Source organism: Bacteroidia bacterium, assembly GCA_033391075.1.
Taxonomy (GTDB): Bacteria; Bacteroidota; Bacteroidia; order J057; family J057; genus JAWPMV01.
In genome coordinates this window covers 7,107,605-7,122,457 of sequence record JAWPMV010000001.1, presented here as the reverse complement: position 1 = coordinate 7,122,457, position 14,853 = coordinate 7,107,605, and the positions used below count along the sequence as shown (strand labels likewise).

The 14,853-nt window shown below is 43.0% G+C and carries 15 protein-coding genes and 1 pseudogene; 7 read left to right on the top strand and 9 right to left on the bottom strand.

All coding sequences use genetic code 11. The features are described from left to right. Positions 1–59: 59 nt before the first annotated feature. The 9 genes from R8P61_28395 to R8P61_28355 form a co-directional block, all read right to left on the bottom strand. Complete coding sequence (locus tag R8P61_28395) at positions 60–899, bottom strand: sulfatase-like hydrolase/transferase (GenBank protein MDW3651030.1); 840 nt, start codon at positions 897–899, stop codon at positions 60–62. A gap of 72 nt (positions 900–971) precedes the next feature. After that, positions 972–1,676: a sulfatase-like hydrolase/transferase gene (locus R8P61_28390; protein ID MDW3651029.1), complete on the bottom strand. Its 705-nt coding sequence runs from the start codon at positions 1,674–1,676 to the stop codon at positions 972–974. 221 nt (positions 1,677–1,897) lie between these two features. Next, positions 1,898–2,317, bottom strand: a complete 420-nt coding sequence (locus R8P61_28385; GenBank protein ID MDW3651028.1) for an antibiotic biosynthesis monooxygenase family protein — start codon at positions 2,315–2,317, stop codon at positions 1,898–1,900. Between the two features lie 220 nt (positions 2,318–2,537). Continuing rightward, complete coding sequence (locus R8P61_28380) at positions 2,538–3,017, bottom strand: anthrone oxygenase family protein (GenBank protein ID MDW3651027.1); 480 nt, start codon at positions 3,015–3,017, stop codon at positions 2,538–2,540. A 35-nt stretch (positions 3,018–3,052) separates the two neighbouring features. Then, positions 3,053–3,592 (bottom strand): cytochrome b/b6 domain-containing protein, encoded by a 540-nt coding sequence (locus R8P61_28375; protein ID MDW3651026.1) that lies wholly within the window; start codon positions 3,590–3,592, stop codon positions 3,053–3,055. A gap of 84 nt (positions 3,593–3,676) precedes the next feature. After that, positions 3,677–4,111, bottom strand: coding sequence for a MarR family transcriptional regulator (locus R8P61_28370; protein ID MDW3651025.1), 435 nt, complete (start codon positions 4,109–4,111; stop codon positions 3,677–3,679). 154 nt (positions 4,112–4,265) lie between these two features. After that, the gene (locus R8P61_28365; protein MDW3651024.1) at positions 4,266–4,769 is read right to left on the bottom strand and encodes an ATP-binding protein; all 504 of its coding nucleotides are present in this window, start codon (positions 4,767–4,769) and stop codon (positions 4,266–4,268) included. A 401-nt stretch (positions 4,770–5,170) separates the two neighbouring features. Beyond that, entirely contained in the window at positions 5,171–8,275 is a 3,105-nt protein-coding gene (locus tag R8P61_28360; protein MDW3651023.1) for a type IV secretion system DNA-binding domain-containing protein, read from the bottom strand. A 2-nt stretch (positions 8,276–8,277) separates the two neighbouring features. Beyond that, positions 8,278–8,781, bottom strand: a complete 504-nt coding sequence (locus R8P61_28355) for a hypothetical protein (GenBank protein MDW3651022.1) — start codon at positions 8,779–8,781, stop codon at positions 8,278–8,280. Between the two features lie 115 nt (positions 8,782–8,896). Here R8P61_28355 and R8P61_28350 point away from each other — a divergent pair, with 115 nt between their 5' ends. The 7 genes and pseudogenes from R8P61_28350 (at position 8,897) to R8P61_28320 (ending at position 14,853) form a co-directional block, all read left to right on the top strand. After that, on the top strand, positions 8,897–9,178 hold the full coding sequence (locus R8P61_28350; GenBank protein MDW3651021.1) for a helix-turn-helix domain-containing protein: 282 nt from the start codon (positions 8,897–8,899) through the stop codon (positions 9,176–9,178). A 113-nt stretch (positions 9,179–9,291) separates the two neighbouring features. Next, the gene (locus tag R8P61_28345) at positions 9,292–10,575 is read left to right on the top strand and encodes a hypothetical protein (protein MDW3651020.1); all 1,284 of its coding nucleotides are present in this window, start codon (positions 9,292–9,294) and stop codon (positions 10,573–10,575) included. Beyond that, positions 10,572–11,672 carry a hypothetical protein gene (locus R8P61_28340; protein ID MDW3651019.1) on the top strand — a complete coding sequence of 367 codons (1,101 nt, stop codon included), beginning with the start codon at positions 10,572–10,574 and terminating at the stop codon, positions 11,670–11,672. The genes R8P61_28345 and R8P61_28340 overlap by 4 nt, the downstream gene beginning before the upstream one ends. 49 nt (positions 11,673–11,721) lie before the next feature. Next, a complete protein-coding gene (locus tag R8P61_28335; protein MDW3651018.1) occupies positions 11,722–13,107 on the top strand; it encodes a type IV secretory system conjugative DNA transfer family protein in 1,386 nt (461 codons plus the stop codon). Between the two features lie 12 nt (positions 13,108–13,119). Next, positions 13,120–13,602, top strand: a complete 483-nt coding sequence (locus R8P61_28330; GenBank protein MDW3651017.1) for a hypothetical protein — start codon at positions 13,120–13,122, stop codon at positions 13,600–13,602. A 35-nt stretch (positions 13,603–13,637) separates the two neighbouring features. Next, positions 13,638–14,420, top strand: a complete 783-nt coding sequence (locus R8P61_28325; GenBank protein ID MDW3651016.1) for a relaxase/mobilization nuclease domain-containing protein — start codon at positions 13,638–13,640, stop codon at positions 14,418–14,420. 112 nt (positions 14,421–14,532) lie between these two features. Continuing rightward, positions 14,533–14,853, top strand: a pseudogene (locus R8P61_28320) (GxxExxY protein).

Genomic DNA, 14,853 nt, shown 5'->3' with positions numbered 1-14,853 from the left:
ATATACTTTCTTATACATCTAATCCTTAAGAATATTTGGGATATTGATTACCCTCCGATTCAGTTCTCCCAATTCCTCTCCACAACCTCCCTGATCTTGGGAAAATTCTCATCGCCTTCTTTCAAATCTTCACGCTCCCTGGCTAGTTGAACTTTCAAGCGAGCAATAATGTCCTGATAAGCCGGATCATCGTAGCGATTGTGCAATTCGTCCGGATCATTTTCCAGGTCGTAAAATTCCCAGGCAATAGGAGCTGTCGATTTCACAGGTGAATACTGTTTCCACCAGTAAAACTTCTGCGATTCCTCATCTGATCGATAATGGGAGCTGTAGTAGAAAATCAGTTTGTATCGATCCGTTCTGATGCCAAAATGAGCGGGCACTTCATGATGAATCATGTGCATCCAATAGCGGTAATAGGTCGCATCTCGCCAATTGGATATTTCCTGACCAAGCAATTCCTGCTTGAAACTCATGCCTTGCATATAGTCCGGAACTTTCCCTCCCGCCAATTCCAGCATAGTCGGGGCAAAGTCTGCATTGTTAATTAGAAGTTTTGATCGAGCACCTGCCTTAACCTTTTCCGGATAATGCACAAGGAAAGGCATACGCATAGACTCTTCGTACATCCAACGTTTATCAATCAGGTCATGCTCTCCCAGCATAAAGCCCTGGTCTCCGGTATAAATAATGATGGTATTTTCCCACAAACCTTCTTTTTTCAGGTAGTCAAAAAGTCGGCCCAAATTATCATCCACCCCTTTTACGCAACGGAGGTAGTGTTTCAGATAAGTTTGATACGCCTTATGCGTTGCTTCTTTCTCAGCCAGGTCCTGGTATTTGTAAAAGTTGACGTAGTTGCGGCGCTTATGTCTGGGAGATACCGAAGTACCAATCAAATGTCGGAGGGCATCTTCTTCTCCTCGGGTAGCCAGCGAACCCCAAAAGGGCTGTGAATATAGGCTGCTGGGTTAAGGGATTTCGACATCGGCCAGGTAGTCTTCATAGCGGGGGGCATATTCAAAATTATCGTGAGGCGCCTTGTAGTGATGCATGAGAAAAAAGGGCTTGGATCGATCCCTGTTCTCGAGATAATTCAGGCTAAGATCTGTAATGATGTCTGTGGAATGGCCTGTATGCGCGACTTTGTTATCCGGCCAATTGCCTTTATTCTTATCTGCCAAAACGGGATCAAAATAGCTTCCCTGTCCTCCTTTGCCGACCAGCACATTGTAGTAATCAAAATTGGCGGGCTCATTTTTCAAATGCCATTTGCCAACCATGGCAGTCGTATAGCCCAGCTTCTTCATCTCGATGGGCAAATATTGTTTTTCGATGGGAAGTTGGTGATCAAGGTCGAGCACTCCATTGGTTTGTGGGTATTGTCCGCTGATAATGGTCGCACGGCTAGGTGTGCAAATTGAATTTGTACAAAATACCCGTTCGAAGAGCATGCCTTCTGCTGCCAATTTATCTAGGACAGGCGTGGGATTCAGGCGCGCCAAGCGACTTCCATAGGCGCCCACTGCCTGAGTCGTATGGTCGTCAGACATGATAAAAATGATGTTGGGTTTTTTATCCTGTGCCTGTAGTGGCATGAGAAAGAGACAGAAGGAAGTCAGGAGAAAAAGGCAGAGTTTTCTGCACGCAATAATGATAGAAGCAAGAGACTTCATATAGCTGTAGATTTTTGAGGAATTCTTATAGCAATGGCCTATAATTTACAGCTTCTTTGTCGATCTGCCTGTATTTTTCACTAGATAAAGACTTGACAAAGGGGGAATGAGGAAGAAGGAAAAGGAATAATCCAACAGTATAGCACTGAACAAGGCGAATTGAATTTCTGTGAAGCAATTTCAGTGAGAGGCCGAAGTCTTCCTTCTGTTATATCCCGTTACTATTCCCTTATAACTGTGTAAAGAGATGCATTAGGTTTCAGCCCCTCCACAGCTGCAACTCCTAGTTCCTTTCTCATTTTATCAGAGGCATTGATAAAAGCCTGAGGACTGGTCCACATTGCGACATTTACCAATTGAAATTTAGCATCATTTTTTAGGGATTGATGAAGTTTTGTAGAGACATATCCTGGCTGAACTTTCAGAAAGTCCCGACAAGCTTCCCAATATTTCACTGACTCTTCTAATTTCCCACTTGGTACTTCAAAAGAGTTAATTAGAGTGATAAATTCTGATTTTTCCTTTTCCATAATTGACTTGTTTTCACTTAGTGATTCTGTATTTTTTCCATCGCTACAAGAAATTAAAACAATGAAAAAAGCAATCAGGTTAATCCTTGATATTGTTTTGATATTTTTCATATGAAATAGATTTACGCATGTTTCTTTTAGCTTAGTATTGATCAATCTGCAGGCTACTCCCTCAAATTTGCGAAACTACATAGATGCTGAAATTGCTGTTTGAGTAGAATTGCTGCCAATTCCATGATTTAGTTGATTTTCCAGGAGCAAAGGGCCATATTTTTTCAATTTTCATAGTAGCTGTAAACCTATTTATGCTTTTCTCTTAGCCTGAGATATGCTAATCCTCATTGCTATTAGACAAATATTTTAGAAGCCCAATACCCGCAAATACGGCAGAAATCAAGGCCATGGAAATTCTAAGGAGATGCAAATCCCCCCATCTATGTATACTTTCATTTAGATGAGCAGCTTCAATTGATCTTGTGGCAAAAGAGGTGTTTGCCTCAACAAAGTAACTCAGGGTAATTGCCATAATTCCGATGCATAACAAGAATGAAATAAGCCAATAGATTCTGCTTTGAGGAATCTTCCTTACCAGGAGGATGGCAAGCAAAGGCAGGAATAAACTTAGCATTACCAGGGGGCCTGTAGTAGCTTCAATTCCTGAGGAGTAATTCGAATACCAGTTGAAAAAATCTTCCGCTGGTATTTGCTCCCAAAAAGACACGAGGGATGTGTATAGCATAATCATGGCTCCTGCAAAGGCCGCGATGCTGATAATCCCTAATAATTGGATGGAAAATATTAATCTTTTCATAGGAAGAATGTTCAGGCCAATTGCCAGCTTTCTTTTCAAGTAATTCGTTTTAGAGCGTTGGTTTTATGTTTGATATTAAATCTGATTACACCAGCGATGTGCATGAAAACAAGAATGATCAGCGTCCCGGCTAAAATGTTGTGATACTTCAAAGCGCTTATTTCAGTTCTTGGTCGAATAAGATCTGTAATCACGGGTTCAGCTGTTAATGCATCGATATAGCCCCCTGATATCATAGTTGCAATCCCTGAAGTCCCAAGGATCAGCAGCAATGAATAGAAGGAATAGTGAATCAACACAGCTAATAAGTCGTTGAATTTTGATCCTGTATCTAAGTGTTTCGGACGCTTAACTGTAAAAAACAAAACCGCTCTGGCGATTGTCAGGCTAAAGATTAGTATCCCCAAAATTGCATGTATTTTGATAAGATCCAGTTTGTTTTCTGGAGCCAAATCCGCCATGTATTTACCCAGTGGGAATAAGACAAAAATTAAGCTTGCCGTTATCCAATGAATAGTTATTACCCCTTTGGAGTGCTTTTCAGTTATGTCATTTTTAATTGGTATTCGAGACATTAACCCAATGTTTAAGAGATAGTTCTTGATACCAAAAACATTGTCTAGACAATGTTTGTCGTGACAAATATATAGATAAAAAAATTATCTCTCCAAATTTGCCACGATTCTTTTGGCCACCTCATTGTATAGTTTTACCTCTTTTGAGTCTATATTTTTGGTAGCTTTCTTAAGAACTTCTATGGCCAGGGGTTCGATTAAATCTCGAACTTTTCGCCCTTCATCTGTAATATAGATTTTCCAGATTCTTCGATCCTTGGGATTTGCTCTCCTTTCTACCAAACCCTTAGCTTCAAGCCTATCAATAATTCGGGTGATGTTGGCATTGTCTTTAAAAGAAATTTTGGCGACTTCATTTTGCGTAAGTCCTTGATGTTCATTTAATCTATTGAGTATGGCCCACTGTTCTGGAGTGATATTAATTTTGAACTTTTTGATGGCTTCAAATAATTCTCTTTTCAATAAAAGTGCTGTAATGTGGGTTAGGTATCCCGTTGATTCATCTAGAAAAGACTTCATATTTTGCCAGTTTTTCTGATTAAAACTTGGTCAAAGATACTTAATAAACAGATAGCAATTTGCCAATTTTGGCTACATCAATCTTTAGATTCGAGAAACAACTCTATCCATTTTTTCATCAGTACAGGCTTTAGCAGGCCTTTCAAAAACTTCCCTATTTCCCCCACCCCTCCCGATCCAGCGACCGGTACTGAATCGCCTCCGCAATATGCGTAGGAGAAATATCCTTGGCCGCAGCCAAATCCGCTATGCTTCTCGCCACCTTTAAAATCCGATCAAAGGCTCGGGCTGAAAGATCAAGCTTTTGCATCGCAAGTTTCAATAGCGCTTCGCCCTGTTTATTGATCTTACAATAGGTGCGTAACATGGGATTAGGCATCATGGCATTGGCATAGATGCCGGGATAATCTTTGAAGCGTTCTTGCTGGATTTCACGAGCAGCAATCACCCTTTGCCGGACAACTTTGCTGCTTTCTCCTTTGCTCATGGAAGAAAGGTCTTCAAAAGGAACGGGAGTAACTTCAATGTGCATATCGATGCGATCCATAAGTGGACCGGATATCTTCCCCATGTATTTTTGGATTTGCATGGGATTGCAAATACAGTCTCGGGTCGGATGGTTGAAATATCCGCAGAGACAAGGTTGTGTTGCCAAAATGCCACTTGTCTATTAAAGCTCAAAAACCGCCTCCATACGGCTATCCAGCCAGTTTACATACCGTTGGTGATCATTTGCGAAAAGTGCGAATGGATCGGGGATTGTATCAAACACAAGTAGCTAAACAACTCAGTATTACCCCTGATTGTCTGGTTAATTGGGAGTTAAATCACAATGAACCACATATTCATAACTGGCCAAAGATCATTAACTTTTTAGGGTATTATCCTGAGTCGGATGACGAATCATGGGGGTATAAAATTAGAAGATATAGGCGATATGAAGGTGTAGCTCAGAAGGTAGTAGCTAGGCGGATTGGGGTAGATGAATATACCTTGTGGCGACTTGAACGGAATCTTGGGAAGAAGCCACCGTTTACCAAAACGCTCAGCAAGCTCAACTCATTTTTTGGGCTTTGACTTTTTGGACTTCATGTAAATATCTGCCAATTGTTCCTGCATCCGTTGTGCATCTTTCCCAGATACCGCCTTATATGAAGACTTCACGCGATAACCCTTAATCGTCTTTTCCGTACTCTTCGACTTAACTTTCAACTCCATGAGTAACTGAAAGAAACCATCCTTATTCACATAGTGAATCCGCTTCTGGGCGGTCTTGGAGACTGACTTCGCCACCAAGGATTTTATGTTCTCCAATCGCTTAGGCTTTTCTGAGACGACCACCACCAGGGAATACTTCGCTGTCAGACACTTTTGAATATTACCCAGTTCATGCTGGTTGGTGGTGGTTACGGCTACCTCACAGGCAATGGTGTGTTTGTCTTTGGTTAACAGGACATCAACTCGACCTTTTCTGTCAGGTGTGGGGGCTTCCATGACAGACAAATATCCCATTCCTTCGGCCACCTTTTTGATGTGCATCTGAAGGCTCCGATGCTCAGTTTCTTCCGCCTTTTGCTTGGCACGTTTAATGATCTCCTCCCGCGCTGTTTCAGGATCAGTGGTGGTCTCAACTGGTTTGGTCTTGGTCTGTGGTGGCGCAGACAGAAATCGGGGTTCCTTGGGTGGCTTTGGCTTGCTGGTTGGTTTTACCTCTGGTTCGTCGGGTACTTCGGTAAAATCTACCTCTTCAAAGATAGATGACTTGTCAGCTTTATCACCCGCATACTCTCGCTGAAGGATCTCTTCCAGTTCCCGAATTGGTGTGCCAAAGGTGAGACTGGATATATGGAGAGCTGACAGATACCGCCCTCTGGCAGTGGCCAGGGGTACCTTGTCCGGTAACAGCGTCTTGAGATTAAAATCCTGATCTTTGGTACCCACACGAACTATGGCATCACCGATCTTGAGCGACAACAGATCATTGGCATCAAAGTCAGCAAAGCTATTCTGCAAACTACTGGCATCATTGTCCCCGAGACGAAAACATATCCGGGTACCTGCGTTAGCAATCACGGAATTGGCTACGGCCGGACTGCGGCGATACAATTGATCCATCGACTGATGGGCTAAGACGAGACCTAAGCCGTACTTTCTTGCGCCTGAGAGTATCCCCTCCAGGGTAGGGGTAATGAAGTTTTGAAACTCATCCAGGTAAACAAAGAAAGGCACCCGTTCGTGTTTGTCGTAGACTTGTCGGCCTAAGGCTGACTGATAGAGTTTGGTGAGGATCATTGATCCTAATAGATGACTATTCTCTTCACCAATGAGACCCTGTGAGAGTTTGACTAACAAGATTAACCCGTCATTCATTACCTGATTAAAGTCCAGCCCCTCTTTTTGCATGAGCATGTAGCGGACGGGCTTGGGCCGCAGAAACAACTGCATCCGGGACAACAGTGATGACACTGAGCCAGAACGTAACTTGGGAAACTCTTTCTCCCAGTAGGAGACGATCAAGGGATCGGTAACCGTGGTGAGAAACTGCTTCCTGAATTTCTCATCTACCAGAAATCGTCGCAGATCAATCAGAGTGCCGCCGCGACTACTCTCAAGGAAAGCTGCAATGGCATTTTGAAGGACGGTATCCATCTGATCACCCCAACTGGTCGTCTGGGCCTTAAAGCTAGCGGCCAAGTCAGAGGCCAACATAACTTTCTCATGTTCACTGTTAGCGGATAACAGATTAAACCCAATGGAGTAGAGATCATCACTGGGATCAATCAGGATAAATTTATGCTGTAAGTGTTCTGGAATTTGAGCGACAATGTCGTCAATGAGATCACCATGGGGATCAAGGACGGCTCCGCCATAAGGTTCATTGAGGATGTTCTGAAGGATGAGATTGACGAGTAAGGTAGATTTACCCGTCCCCGTAGCACCAACGAGGTGAATATGACGAAGTCGTACCGGCAACGGTAGCCCTACAGTATGAGCTTCTCCCTGATGAGGATTGTAGCCAATAACATATTCCTCAATATTTGTTATCTCTGGTGCTCGTTTACTCTTACTAAACTGTACCAGCTTATTCGACGGCAGATTCCCGGACAAATGGACCAAGCCCATCAATTCCCTGACGTTAAGAATCATTCCAGTGCGATAGGTGGTACGCTCGATCAATGACGTTAGGAATTTAACATGCTCCAAGCCGTCAGCTTCTAAGGCTTGCAGAGCATTTGATCCCACTCGTTCCGTACCTGCCACCAGAGCATTCCCTAGTAATGCGGCCAGATCATAGGCCGCTTCATCTCTTGATTGGGCAATCAAACGTACATTGACGGCCATCAGTGGTTGACTTACTTTCTCCTTGGCAAGCGTGGTCATCTCAGGTGCATCGAGAAAGAACGGTTCTCCCCGGCTGGTGGTTACTGACCGGATCACACTATCAGCCCAGGGACGTTCTGTTCCATGAAACAGGATCTGAATAGCAGCTACCTCATGTTCGTCCAAGTCATCCAATATACCAACAATAGCGGTGTAGGGATCAACGTCCAATTGGGTTGGCATATTGATAGGACGCATGAACTCTTCCGTCAGTCCTAGTTCTAAGGTAACACTGAGACACTCTTCTCTGGCTAAAGCCCCATACAACGAACCATCAGCAACTTGTACCACTACTTGCGGAAAGAAGGCTTTGAGCTGACTTCTGACATAGCCTGCCTCAGACAGCCGACAGGTAAACTGAAAGAATATATGCTGATGGGTACCAACGATCTCAAAGGAAACAGGAGACTTGGTACTCGCAATCATCACCAAGAACTGCTCCATGACCGATGGAGATACCGTAAAGTCTGGCGGTATGGCCATGACCAGTTCTGTCAACTCTTCAACAACGGGAAATATCTTCGGTAAAGCCACGGATTGTTCCTCTTCACTATTATCTCCCGGCTTACCTACTATCCTATTCTTGATAGCAGAGAGAATGTAGCTACTGATACTGTGCCGGAAAGTATCGTCTTTAGGTTTAGTAGCGACAATACTATGACCAGGGAAAGGGGTAAACGGGGGTTCAGGGAAGATCGGTTCACCATGGACAAACCAGCCTCGTCCCCAGACTTCCCAGTCATAGAATCGTTTGGATAGTATGTCGCTATGGTGAGTAGACATAGTTAATATATTGGACGCTGGCCACGACTGCCACGACCGTCGGTAATATCATTTAAGGTTTTCACGACACAGTCATGCACCATCTTCTGAAACATGATTTCATCATCAATGTGATAAAGTGTCCGCTTATCCTTTTGAGCAAAATCCCTAGCGGTTTTGATAATTGGATTGGCACGTCTGCCTATTTCGGGGATAAGTCCCCATAGCCAGATAAAGAAATTGAAAATCCTCGCGTAAAAGTCTCCACTGCGATCTGATTCATGTACCCATGACACGGCAAAGCCATCACCATAGGGCATAGCACCAATATCAATATAGGTAGACCGGTGTTTTACCCGAAGGTACTGTCGTCTACCTAAACTGCCTCTGCCATGCGTAACGCGCCTCATGCTGACATTGGGCAATTGTCGGGACACAATGAGACGCTCTGTGGCAGTTAAAAACTCACCTGGAGTGTAAGGAATTCCTTCGACTAATTGATTCCAGGATGAGATGTATTTGGCCATAGGGTTGTTTCAGGGCGTAAAGAGGTCTGGAAGATATGAAAAAAAGGAGCAGGGAGGAAGGCGGATGGTTTCTACTGCCTCATTAGATTGAGTAATTGCCAAAAAACTAAACACTATGGAAAAAGTATCTTTCACCCAATTCAGTGAACAAGAACTCAGAGACATCTTCCGCCAAGAGATCGAAAGATACTTTGAGGATCATCCCATACCGGGACAACTACCACTAGAGGAATTGCTCAACGTAAAGCAGGTGGCTGAACTTCTCCAGACCACTCCGCAAAATATTCATGCGAAGAAACGAGAAGGAAAGATTCCCTTTATCCGTTTTGGGGGAAGGGTGCTTTTTAAAAGGTCTGAGGTACTTAACTCATTGCCTGTGATTCAAATCGTGCGGTAATGGTCAATATATTTACTAGTTCACTCATGGGCTTGATTAATTATTTGTCTAATTTTGGAAAATTATACACTTGCGCCTTCACAAACAACAAACAACATGTTTCCCAAAACCAAATGAACCGTTCAGAAAAAGCATCAGTTTCTTATGATATAACAACCTCGCTCGGTAGAACACAAGTTCCAGAATATGATGAACTCACAAAAGTGGGAATGCTGGTAAACCTTTCCTTGCATATCCGTGATTTACCTCCCATCAAGTTTGAAATTCTTAAGCTTGCGGCTCCCTATTACTTCAACATCCCCGGCATAATATTACCCAATTTGCTGTATGCTCTGGCCGAAATAGAATTTGTGAAATTAGATACTGAAGGAACTCGTATTAAAACAGTAATTCCGGATGTTCCTTTTTTTGAAGATATTTATGATCGTGTGGGTGAGTATGCCGAAAATGAGACTCAATATAATGAATCGGAAGACTTAGCTTTAGTTATTCTCACTAAACTCTCTCAAGCGCCGACTTTTTCCGATACGTTGTATGATCTAGGCGCAGAGAAAAATCTCGTAAAACGTGGGCTTGATATTGGTCAACAGGGAGGATACCTTCTAACCAAACGTGCTCGTGGCAAAGATGTCTTATTGTCTCCAATATTTTTTGCTCAAAATGCAGATCTCTATGCCGATTTGGTAGCAAAATCAGGTTCAAGTCAGATTCAAAAGATTCTTAAACTTATTGAAGAGGCCCAAGGATGGCCTTTAGCCTTAATTGAAACTAGGGAAGAAATTAATGGCGTAAAAGTTACACAGGATGAAATAAATCTTCTTAAGCGCTTAGCACAAGATGGACAAGTAAAACCACCTTCAATTACTACTAAACACAAAGGGGAAAATTTCTTTCTCTTTACTCCGGCACCTGGATCAACAAAGCTCAATCCTGCTAATAGGGTTATATATGAACGAGCTATGGCGTTGATTGCTGCTGTTAGGCAAGGGCAGCTTTTGCCAAAGGAATATCGAATCCGTAATCCAAGAGCCATTCTTAACGCTTTGAGAAGCAGAGGGTTTATTGGGTCAAATTCTGAAGCTATGGAGCAATATCGAAACCTTAGTGTCATGAAAGTGGGCAAATTAGTTCAGACAAGTGGTAACCGATATCAATTTCAACTCATTAAAAACGAAGAGAATCGTCAAGCATTAGACACAGCTATAGAGATGCTCGACACTGGGGGATTTTCTTCACTTGAGATTAACGAAGAGGCACAAATTGCTCTGCAAAAAGAGCAAACGTATATTGAGTCAATAATTTCAGCCGCTAAATTGCGTCAAACCGAGACAGTCCCACTCTCAGAAGAGCATAAGGAAGAATTGGAAAATTTGTTTATTAAAGCAGCAAATGCATGATTAAAGATAAATTTATAAAAGAAGATGTTGTTCGTTACTTGATCCAGAAAGAGTGGTACCCTCAGATGGAGGTAAAACTCCAATCAAGAAAAGAGATTTCCACTTCTCGTAAGGAATTGACCGATCTCGATGTGCTCGGTTTGGTACCAAACACTGACGGGAAGCTATTTTCTTTCATTTACGATTGTAAATCAAGCAAAAAAATATCTGCTATTACTCGTGTTTTTTGGATTAAGGGAGTAATGGATTTTTATAATGCAAAAAAGGGTACAATTATCTTGGGAAAGGATAATTTAGAAAAAGACCATAAACTTGTAGCCGAAGAACTAGGAATTCACTTATTTAGTGTTACAGATTTTGAAACTTTCTCCAAGGCGACAGCTGATTACCTGAATGTGCATAATAGTGCTCTGGCAATGGGAGATCACTGGGATAAATACTTTGCATTGAGAAGGAAGTATCCTAGGCTAGAAACCCTCATCGACTATCTCCAAACTGGTTTTTGGAATGAAACTGAGTCCAATGTCCAGTTGAGAACTTTAGTGAGCAACTTACGGTCTATGTGGAGAGAATTAAATCCAGATAATCCTGACCATAGACTCCTCATACTTGATAGTGCTTCGATGTTTGCAATTAGCTTGAACCAAATTGTGGTGATGCTTTTCAACCAAAGCTTAACTTCATTTTCAAAAGATGAATTGGATGCTGATTTAAAAGCTATTATTTGGGGTGGAGTGGAGAATTACGCCTACTGGGATCAGCTACGTAAACGAGCATTTTCACAGCAATCGGGAGATGACGAATATTTACCAAAGGATCTTTCATTGCCTAATTGGCCAAAGTTTCTCGAATTGGTACGAAAAATTTTGAGTAAGCCGAATTTCGCACACAAAGTTCCAATAATCCTTAAAGAACAAGCATTTATGAATTTTGATACTAACACTGATTGGTCATATAGCAATCATCTCGTCTCAACTAATGCAATGCTGGTGAATTTTGCTATTGCAACGCTGGAGTATTTAGTACAAAGCACAAAAATTCCTAAAGAATTTTCGGAAAATGGAATAAGAGGATTAATGGGCCTACTACCTGAATAGGTTACTATGATATAATAAATACTGCACACCCAAGCATAGCGCAAGGCTTATGCACCATATTCTGAGACTTATTGAAGGCATTGTAGATACGGCCTTCTTTTTCGTTGAAAAATTTTTTGAAGCACTGTTTACCTGGATATTTCCCAATGGTCTCCCAAAGAAAAAACAAGGCTACGGAGCTTCATTTGGTAGTCCCAAGAGTTTACTGAAACGCAACCTTAAAGGCTTCTGTCTGACGGGTGAAAAGAGTCTGTCAGTGGAAGATTCCTACAAAAATTCCCTCCTGATCGGATCAACCGGATCTGGTAAATCATCAGTGGTCTTTGTTCCATCCCTATTACGAATGAATGCTTCATATATCTGCCATGACCCCAGTGGTGAATTGGCACAACTGACCACCCCAGCTCTCAAGCGAAGAGGATATATCATCAAGACTTTAAACTTCGCCGATCCAAAACATTCAGACCGTTTCAATCCTCTTTACCGGGCCAGGTCATCCAGTGATATTAACAAGGTATCCAGTCTGGTGATTCGGACGGCATTAGGTGGGGTTAAGGGTGATCCCTTTTGGAACCTGCAAGCCACGGCCTTACTTACTCTCCTGATTACCCTAGTCAAAGCTGAAGTCCGTGAACGCCAGACCTTCCGCCAGGTGCGTCATTATCTCAATCAACTCAGTGGTGATGAAGCCTTCTTCACCAGGAAAGTTGAAGCTTCAGATAATTTGTCGCTCCGCGCTGAGTTCAAGACTTTCCAAGCCTATGATAACAAAGTCAAAGCGGGCATTATCGCAACTGTATCTAGCGCATTACACATCTTCACCGATGAGGCCGTGGCTGAGGTAACCAATCATGACACGATTGCTCTGCACGAATTTCGTCTAAAGAAAACAGTACTGTTCATCCAGAATCCCGTTACCGATCAAGCTTACTACGCAATGCTATCATCGCTCTTCTTTGAGCAACTATTCGGGGAATTGCTGGTACGAATGCCACAACCCTGGCACCAGGATGTCTTTTGTTTGATTGATGAAGCAGGGGTGTTGTATTTGCCTTCACTGGGCAATGTGATCAGTAATGTGAGAAAGTACCGAGCCGGAATCTTGCTTGGGATACAGCAGATGAGCCAGCTCGTTCACAATTTCGGGCCATACGAGGCCAGCACGATTGCAGGTAACTGTTTTGCTAAGCTCTATTTCACCGGACAATCTGGGAGATCGTCGGAAGAGTTGGAGCAGAGACTAGGACGCTACCAGTATGAGGATAACCAGGGACGCACTCAGACCAGACCACTGATCACCCGCGATGAAGTCCGCACCATGAAGCAGAATCAAGGCTTACTCATGGCGGGAAACTATCCGCCCATGTTACTAAACCTCAAACCCTACTACCAACAACGAGGACTGTTAGCCCTTACTCAATTATCCAACACCTAATCATATCCTTCTATGCCTAAACCTATTCGCCGGAATACCGGTATGTGGGAATATTTGGAGCAATCAGGAGTTTTAGAATCAGGGAATGAAGAAGCTATCGAAGCTGTCAAAAAAGAATACAAACGTCAATATCAACGTAAGTACCGCAAACAAAAACGCAAAGAACGACCAGAGGTAACCATTACTTTGGCTAAACCAGACTGGTTGAAACTGACTCACGCCGCCCAGCAACATCATTACTCACTACCATCGTTCATCAAACACGCAGCCTTATCCTATCTCAATCAGACCTACCTGGTACCTGACCGTGAACCAGTCAGTCGCTTGGAGCAACGCCTGCGTCTGTGTCAGACCGACATTCGCATGATTGCCCGGCATGTTCACAAGCGAAATCTACCAGAACTCAACCAGGCTTACCTGGATCTGGCTGAGAGGATCAATCACATGGAAACCATCATTCACGATGCTTTCCACCACCCACCAAAACTATCATAATGAGCACACCCTAGTTGATGGCATAGACCATCATCATGATCATCAAAGTTAAATCACGGAAGAACAAAGCCTTCCGTCAATTACTCAATTACATGATCCACAGCGAAGAACGAGTACCTGATAGCCGGATCATGCTCCATAATCTCTCAGGTAATGATATTCAGACCTGGGTTCATGAATTTGAAGTCAATGAAAGCTACCGGCAACACCGCCGCAAAAATAGTGTCATCCTTACCCATGAAATTCTTTCCTGGCACCCTGAAGATACGCCTTACCTCACTCTGGAAGGGATAGAAGACATGACCAGGGAGTACATAGCCAAGCGCAATCCCAATGGCTTATATATGGGTGTTATTCACCTGTCCCAAGATCATTATCATGTCCATCTCTGTGTCAGTGGCGTGGAGTATAAATCTGGTAAAGCTATGCGGTTGTCTAAGCAGGCTTTTGGTGAGCTCAAACAACACACCCAGGACTACCAGCAGGAATATTACCCAGAACTGAGTAAGTCAGTAGTTGCTCATGGTCGAGCTACTTCGCCCCAACTCTCTGACCGGGAGTATTGGTACAAACTAAATACCGGCCAGCAGACCACCAAGGAAAAAGTCTTTCAGCGAGTCCAGACTGTCTTAGAACAATCCAAGTCAATCGCTGACTTTGAGGAAAAACTTAAAGCTGACGGACTTGATTCGTATCACCGGAAGGGAAAATTTCAGGGAGTGGTAGTTGATGGGAGGAAGTATCGCCTGAGGCGGCTTGGAATACAGCTTGATTCTTTCGACAAAAAGAAAGCATTAGAGATTGAGACCATCCGGTAGTGCACTATCCAGGGATTAGTTGCGTGAGATACTTTCTGGTATGGATAAGGTGCTCAAAGATGTGGAGAAAATTGCCTGTGATGCATATAAAAAGTAAAGCTCTGGTCATCGTGAAGTGGTGGATCAAAGAGCCATGGAAGTTGGTCTCCGTTTGGCCGGATACAAGCATGAACGAGAGAAGGTTCTGGAGATGACCTACAAAAAATACTATGTCGGCGAGGGATTTTCGGACATTGTGATAAAAGCTAGCAAAAAGATTGTAGTTTTGGAATTGAAGGCGGTTGGAAATGTCGGCAAACTAGAAGTACAACAGCTGAGAAATTACATGGAGCTATTAGAGGCTCAGGCTGGTGCGTTGATCAATTTTGAACAGCCAGGAAAAAACTCGAATCCAGATCAGCACGATCTGGTGTTTGAAGTGATTATGAAATAG

Coding starts and splice junctions, on each gene's coding strand:
- R8P61_28390 (MDW3651029.1), bottom strand. CDS start 1,676: ATGAAGTCTCTTGCTTCTATCATTATTGCGTGCAGAAAACTCTGCCTT.
- R8P61_28385 (MDW3651028.1), bottom strand. CDS start 2,317: ATGAAAAATATCAAAACAATATCAAGGATTAACCTGATTGCTTTTTTC.
- R8P61_28380 (MDW3651027.1), bottom strand. CDS start 3,017: ATGAAAAGATTAATATTTTCCATCCAATTATTAGGGATTATCAGCATC.
- R8P61_28375 (MDW3651026.1), bottom strand. CDS start 3,592: ATGTCTCGAATACCAATTAAAAATGACATAACTGAAAAGCACTCCAAA.
- R8P61_28370 (MDW3651025.1), bottom strand. CDS start 4,111: ATGAAGTCTTTTCTAGATGAATCAACGGGATACCTAACCCACATTACA.
- R8P61_28360 (MDW3651023.1), bottom strand. CDS start 8,275: ATGTCTACTCACCATAGCGACATACTATCCAAACGATTCTATGACTGG.
- R8P61_28355 (MDW3651022.1), bottom strand. CDS start 8,781: ATGGCCAAATACATCTCATCCTGGAATCAATTAGTCGAAGGAATTCCT.
- R8P61_28350 (MDW3651021.1), top strand. CDS start 8,897: ATGGAAAAAGTATCTTTCACCCAATTCAGTGAACAAGAACTCAGAGAC.
- R8P61_28345 (MDW3651020.1), top strand. CDS start 9,292: ATGAACCGTTCAGAAAAAGCATCAGTTTCTTATGATATAACAACCTCG.
- R8P61_28340 (MDW3651019.1), top strand. CDS start 10,572: ATGATTAAAGATAAATTTATAAAAGAAGATGTTGTTCGTTACTTGATC.
- R8P61_28335 (MDW3651018.1), top strand. CDS start 11,722: ATGCACCATATTCTGAGACTTATTGAAGGCATTGTAGATACGGCCTTC.
- R8P61_28330 (MDW3651017.1), top strand. CDS start 13,120: ATGCCTAAACCTATTCGCCGGAATACCGGTATGTGGGAATATTTGGAG.
- R8P61_28325 (MDW3651016.1), top strand. CDS start 13,638: ATGATCATCAAAGTTAAATCACGGAAGAACAAAGCCTTCCGTCAATTA.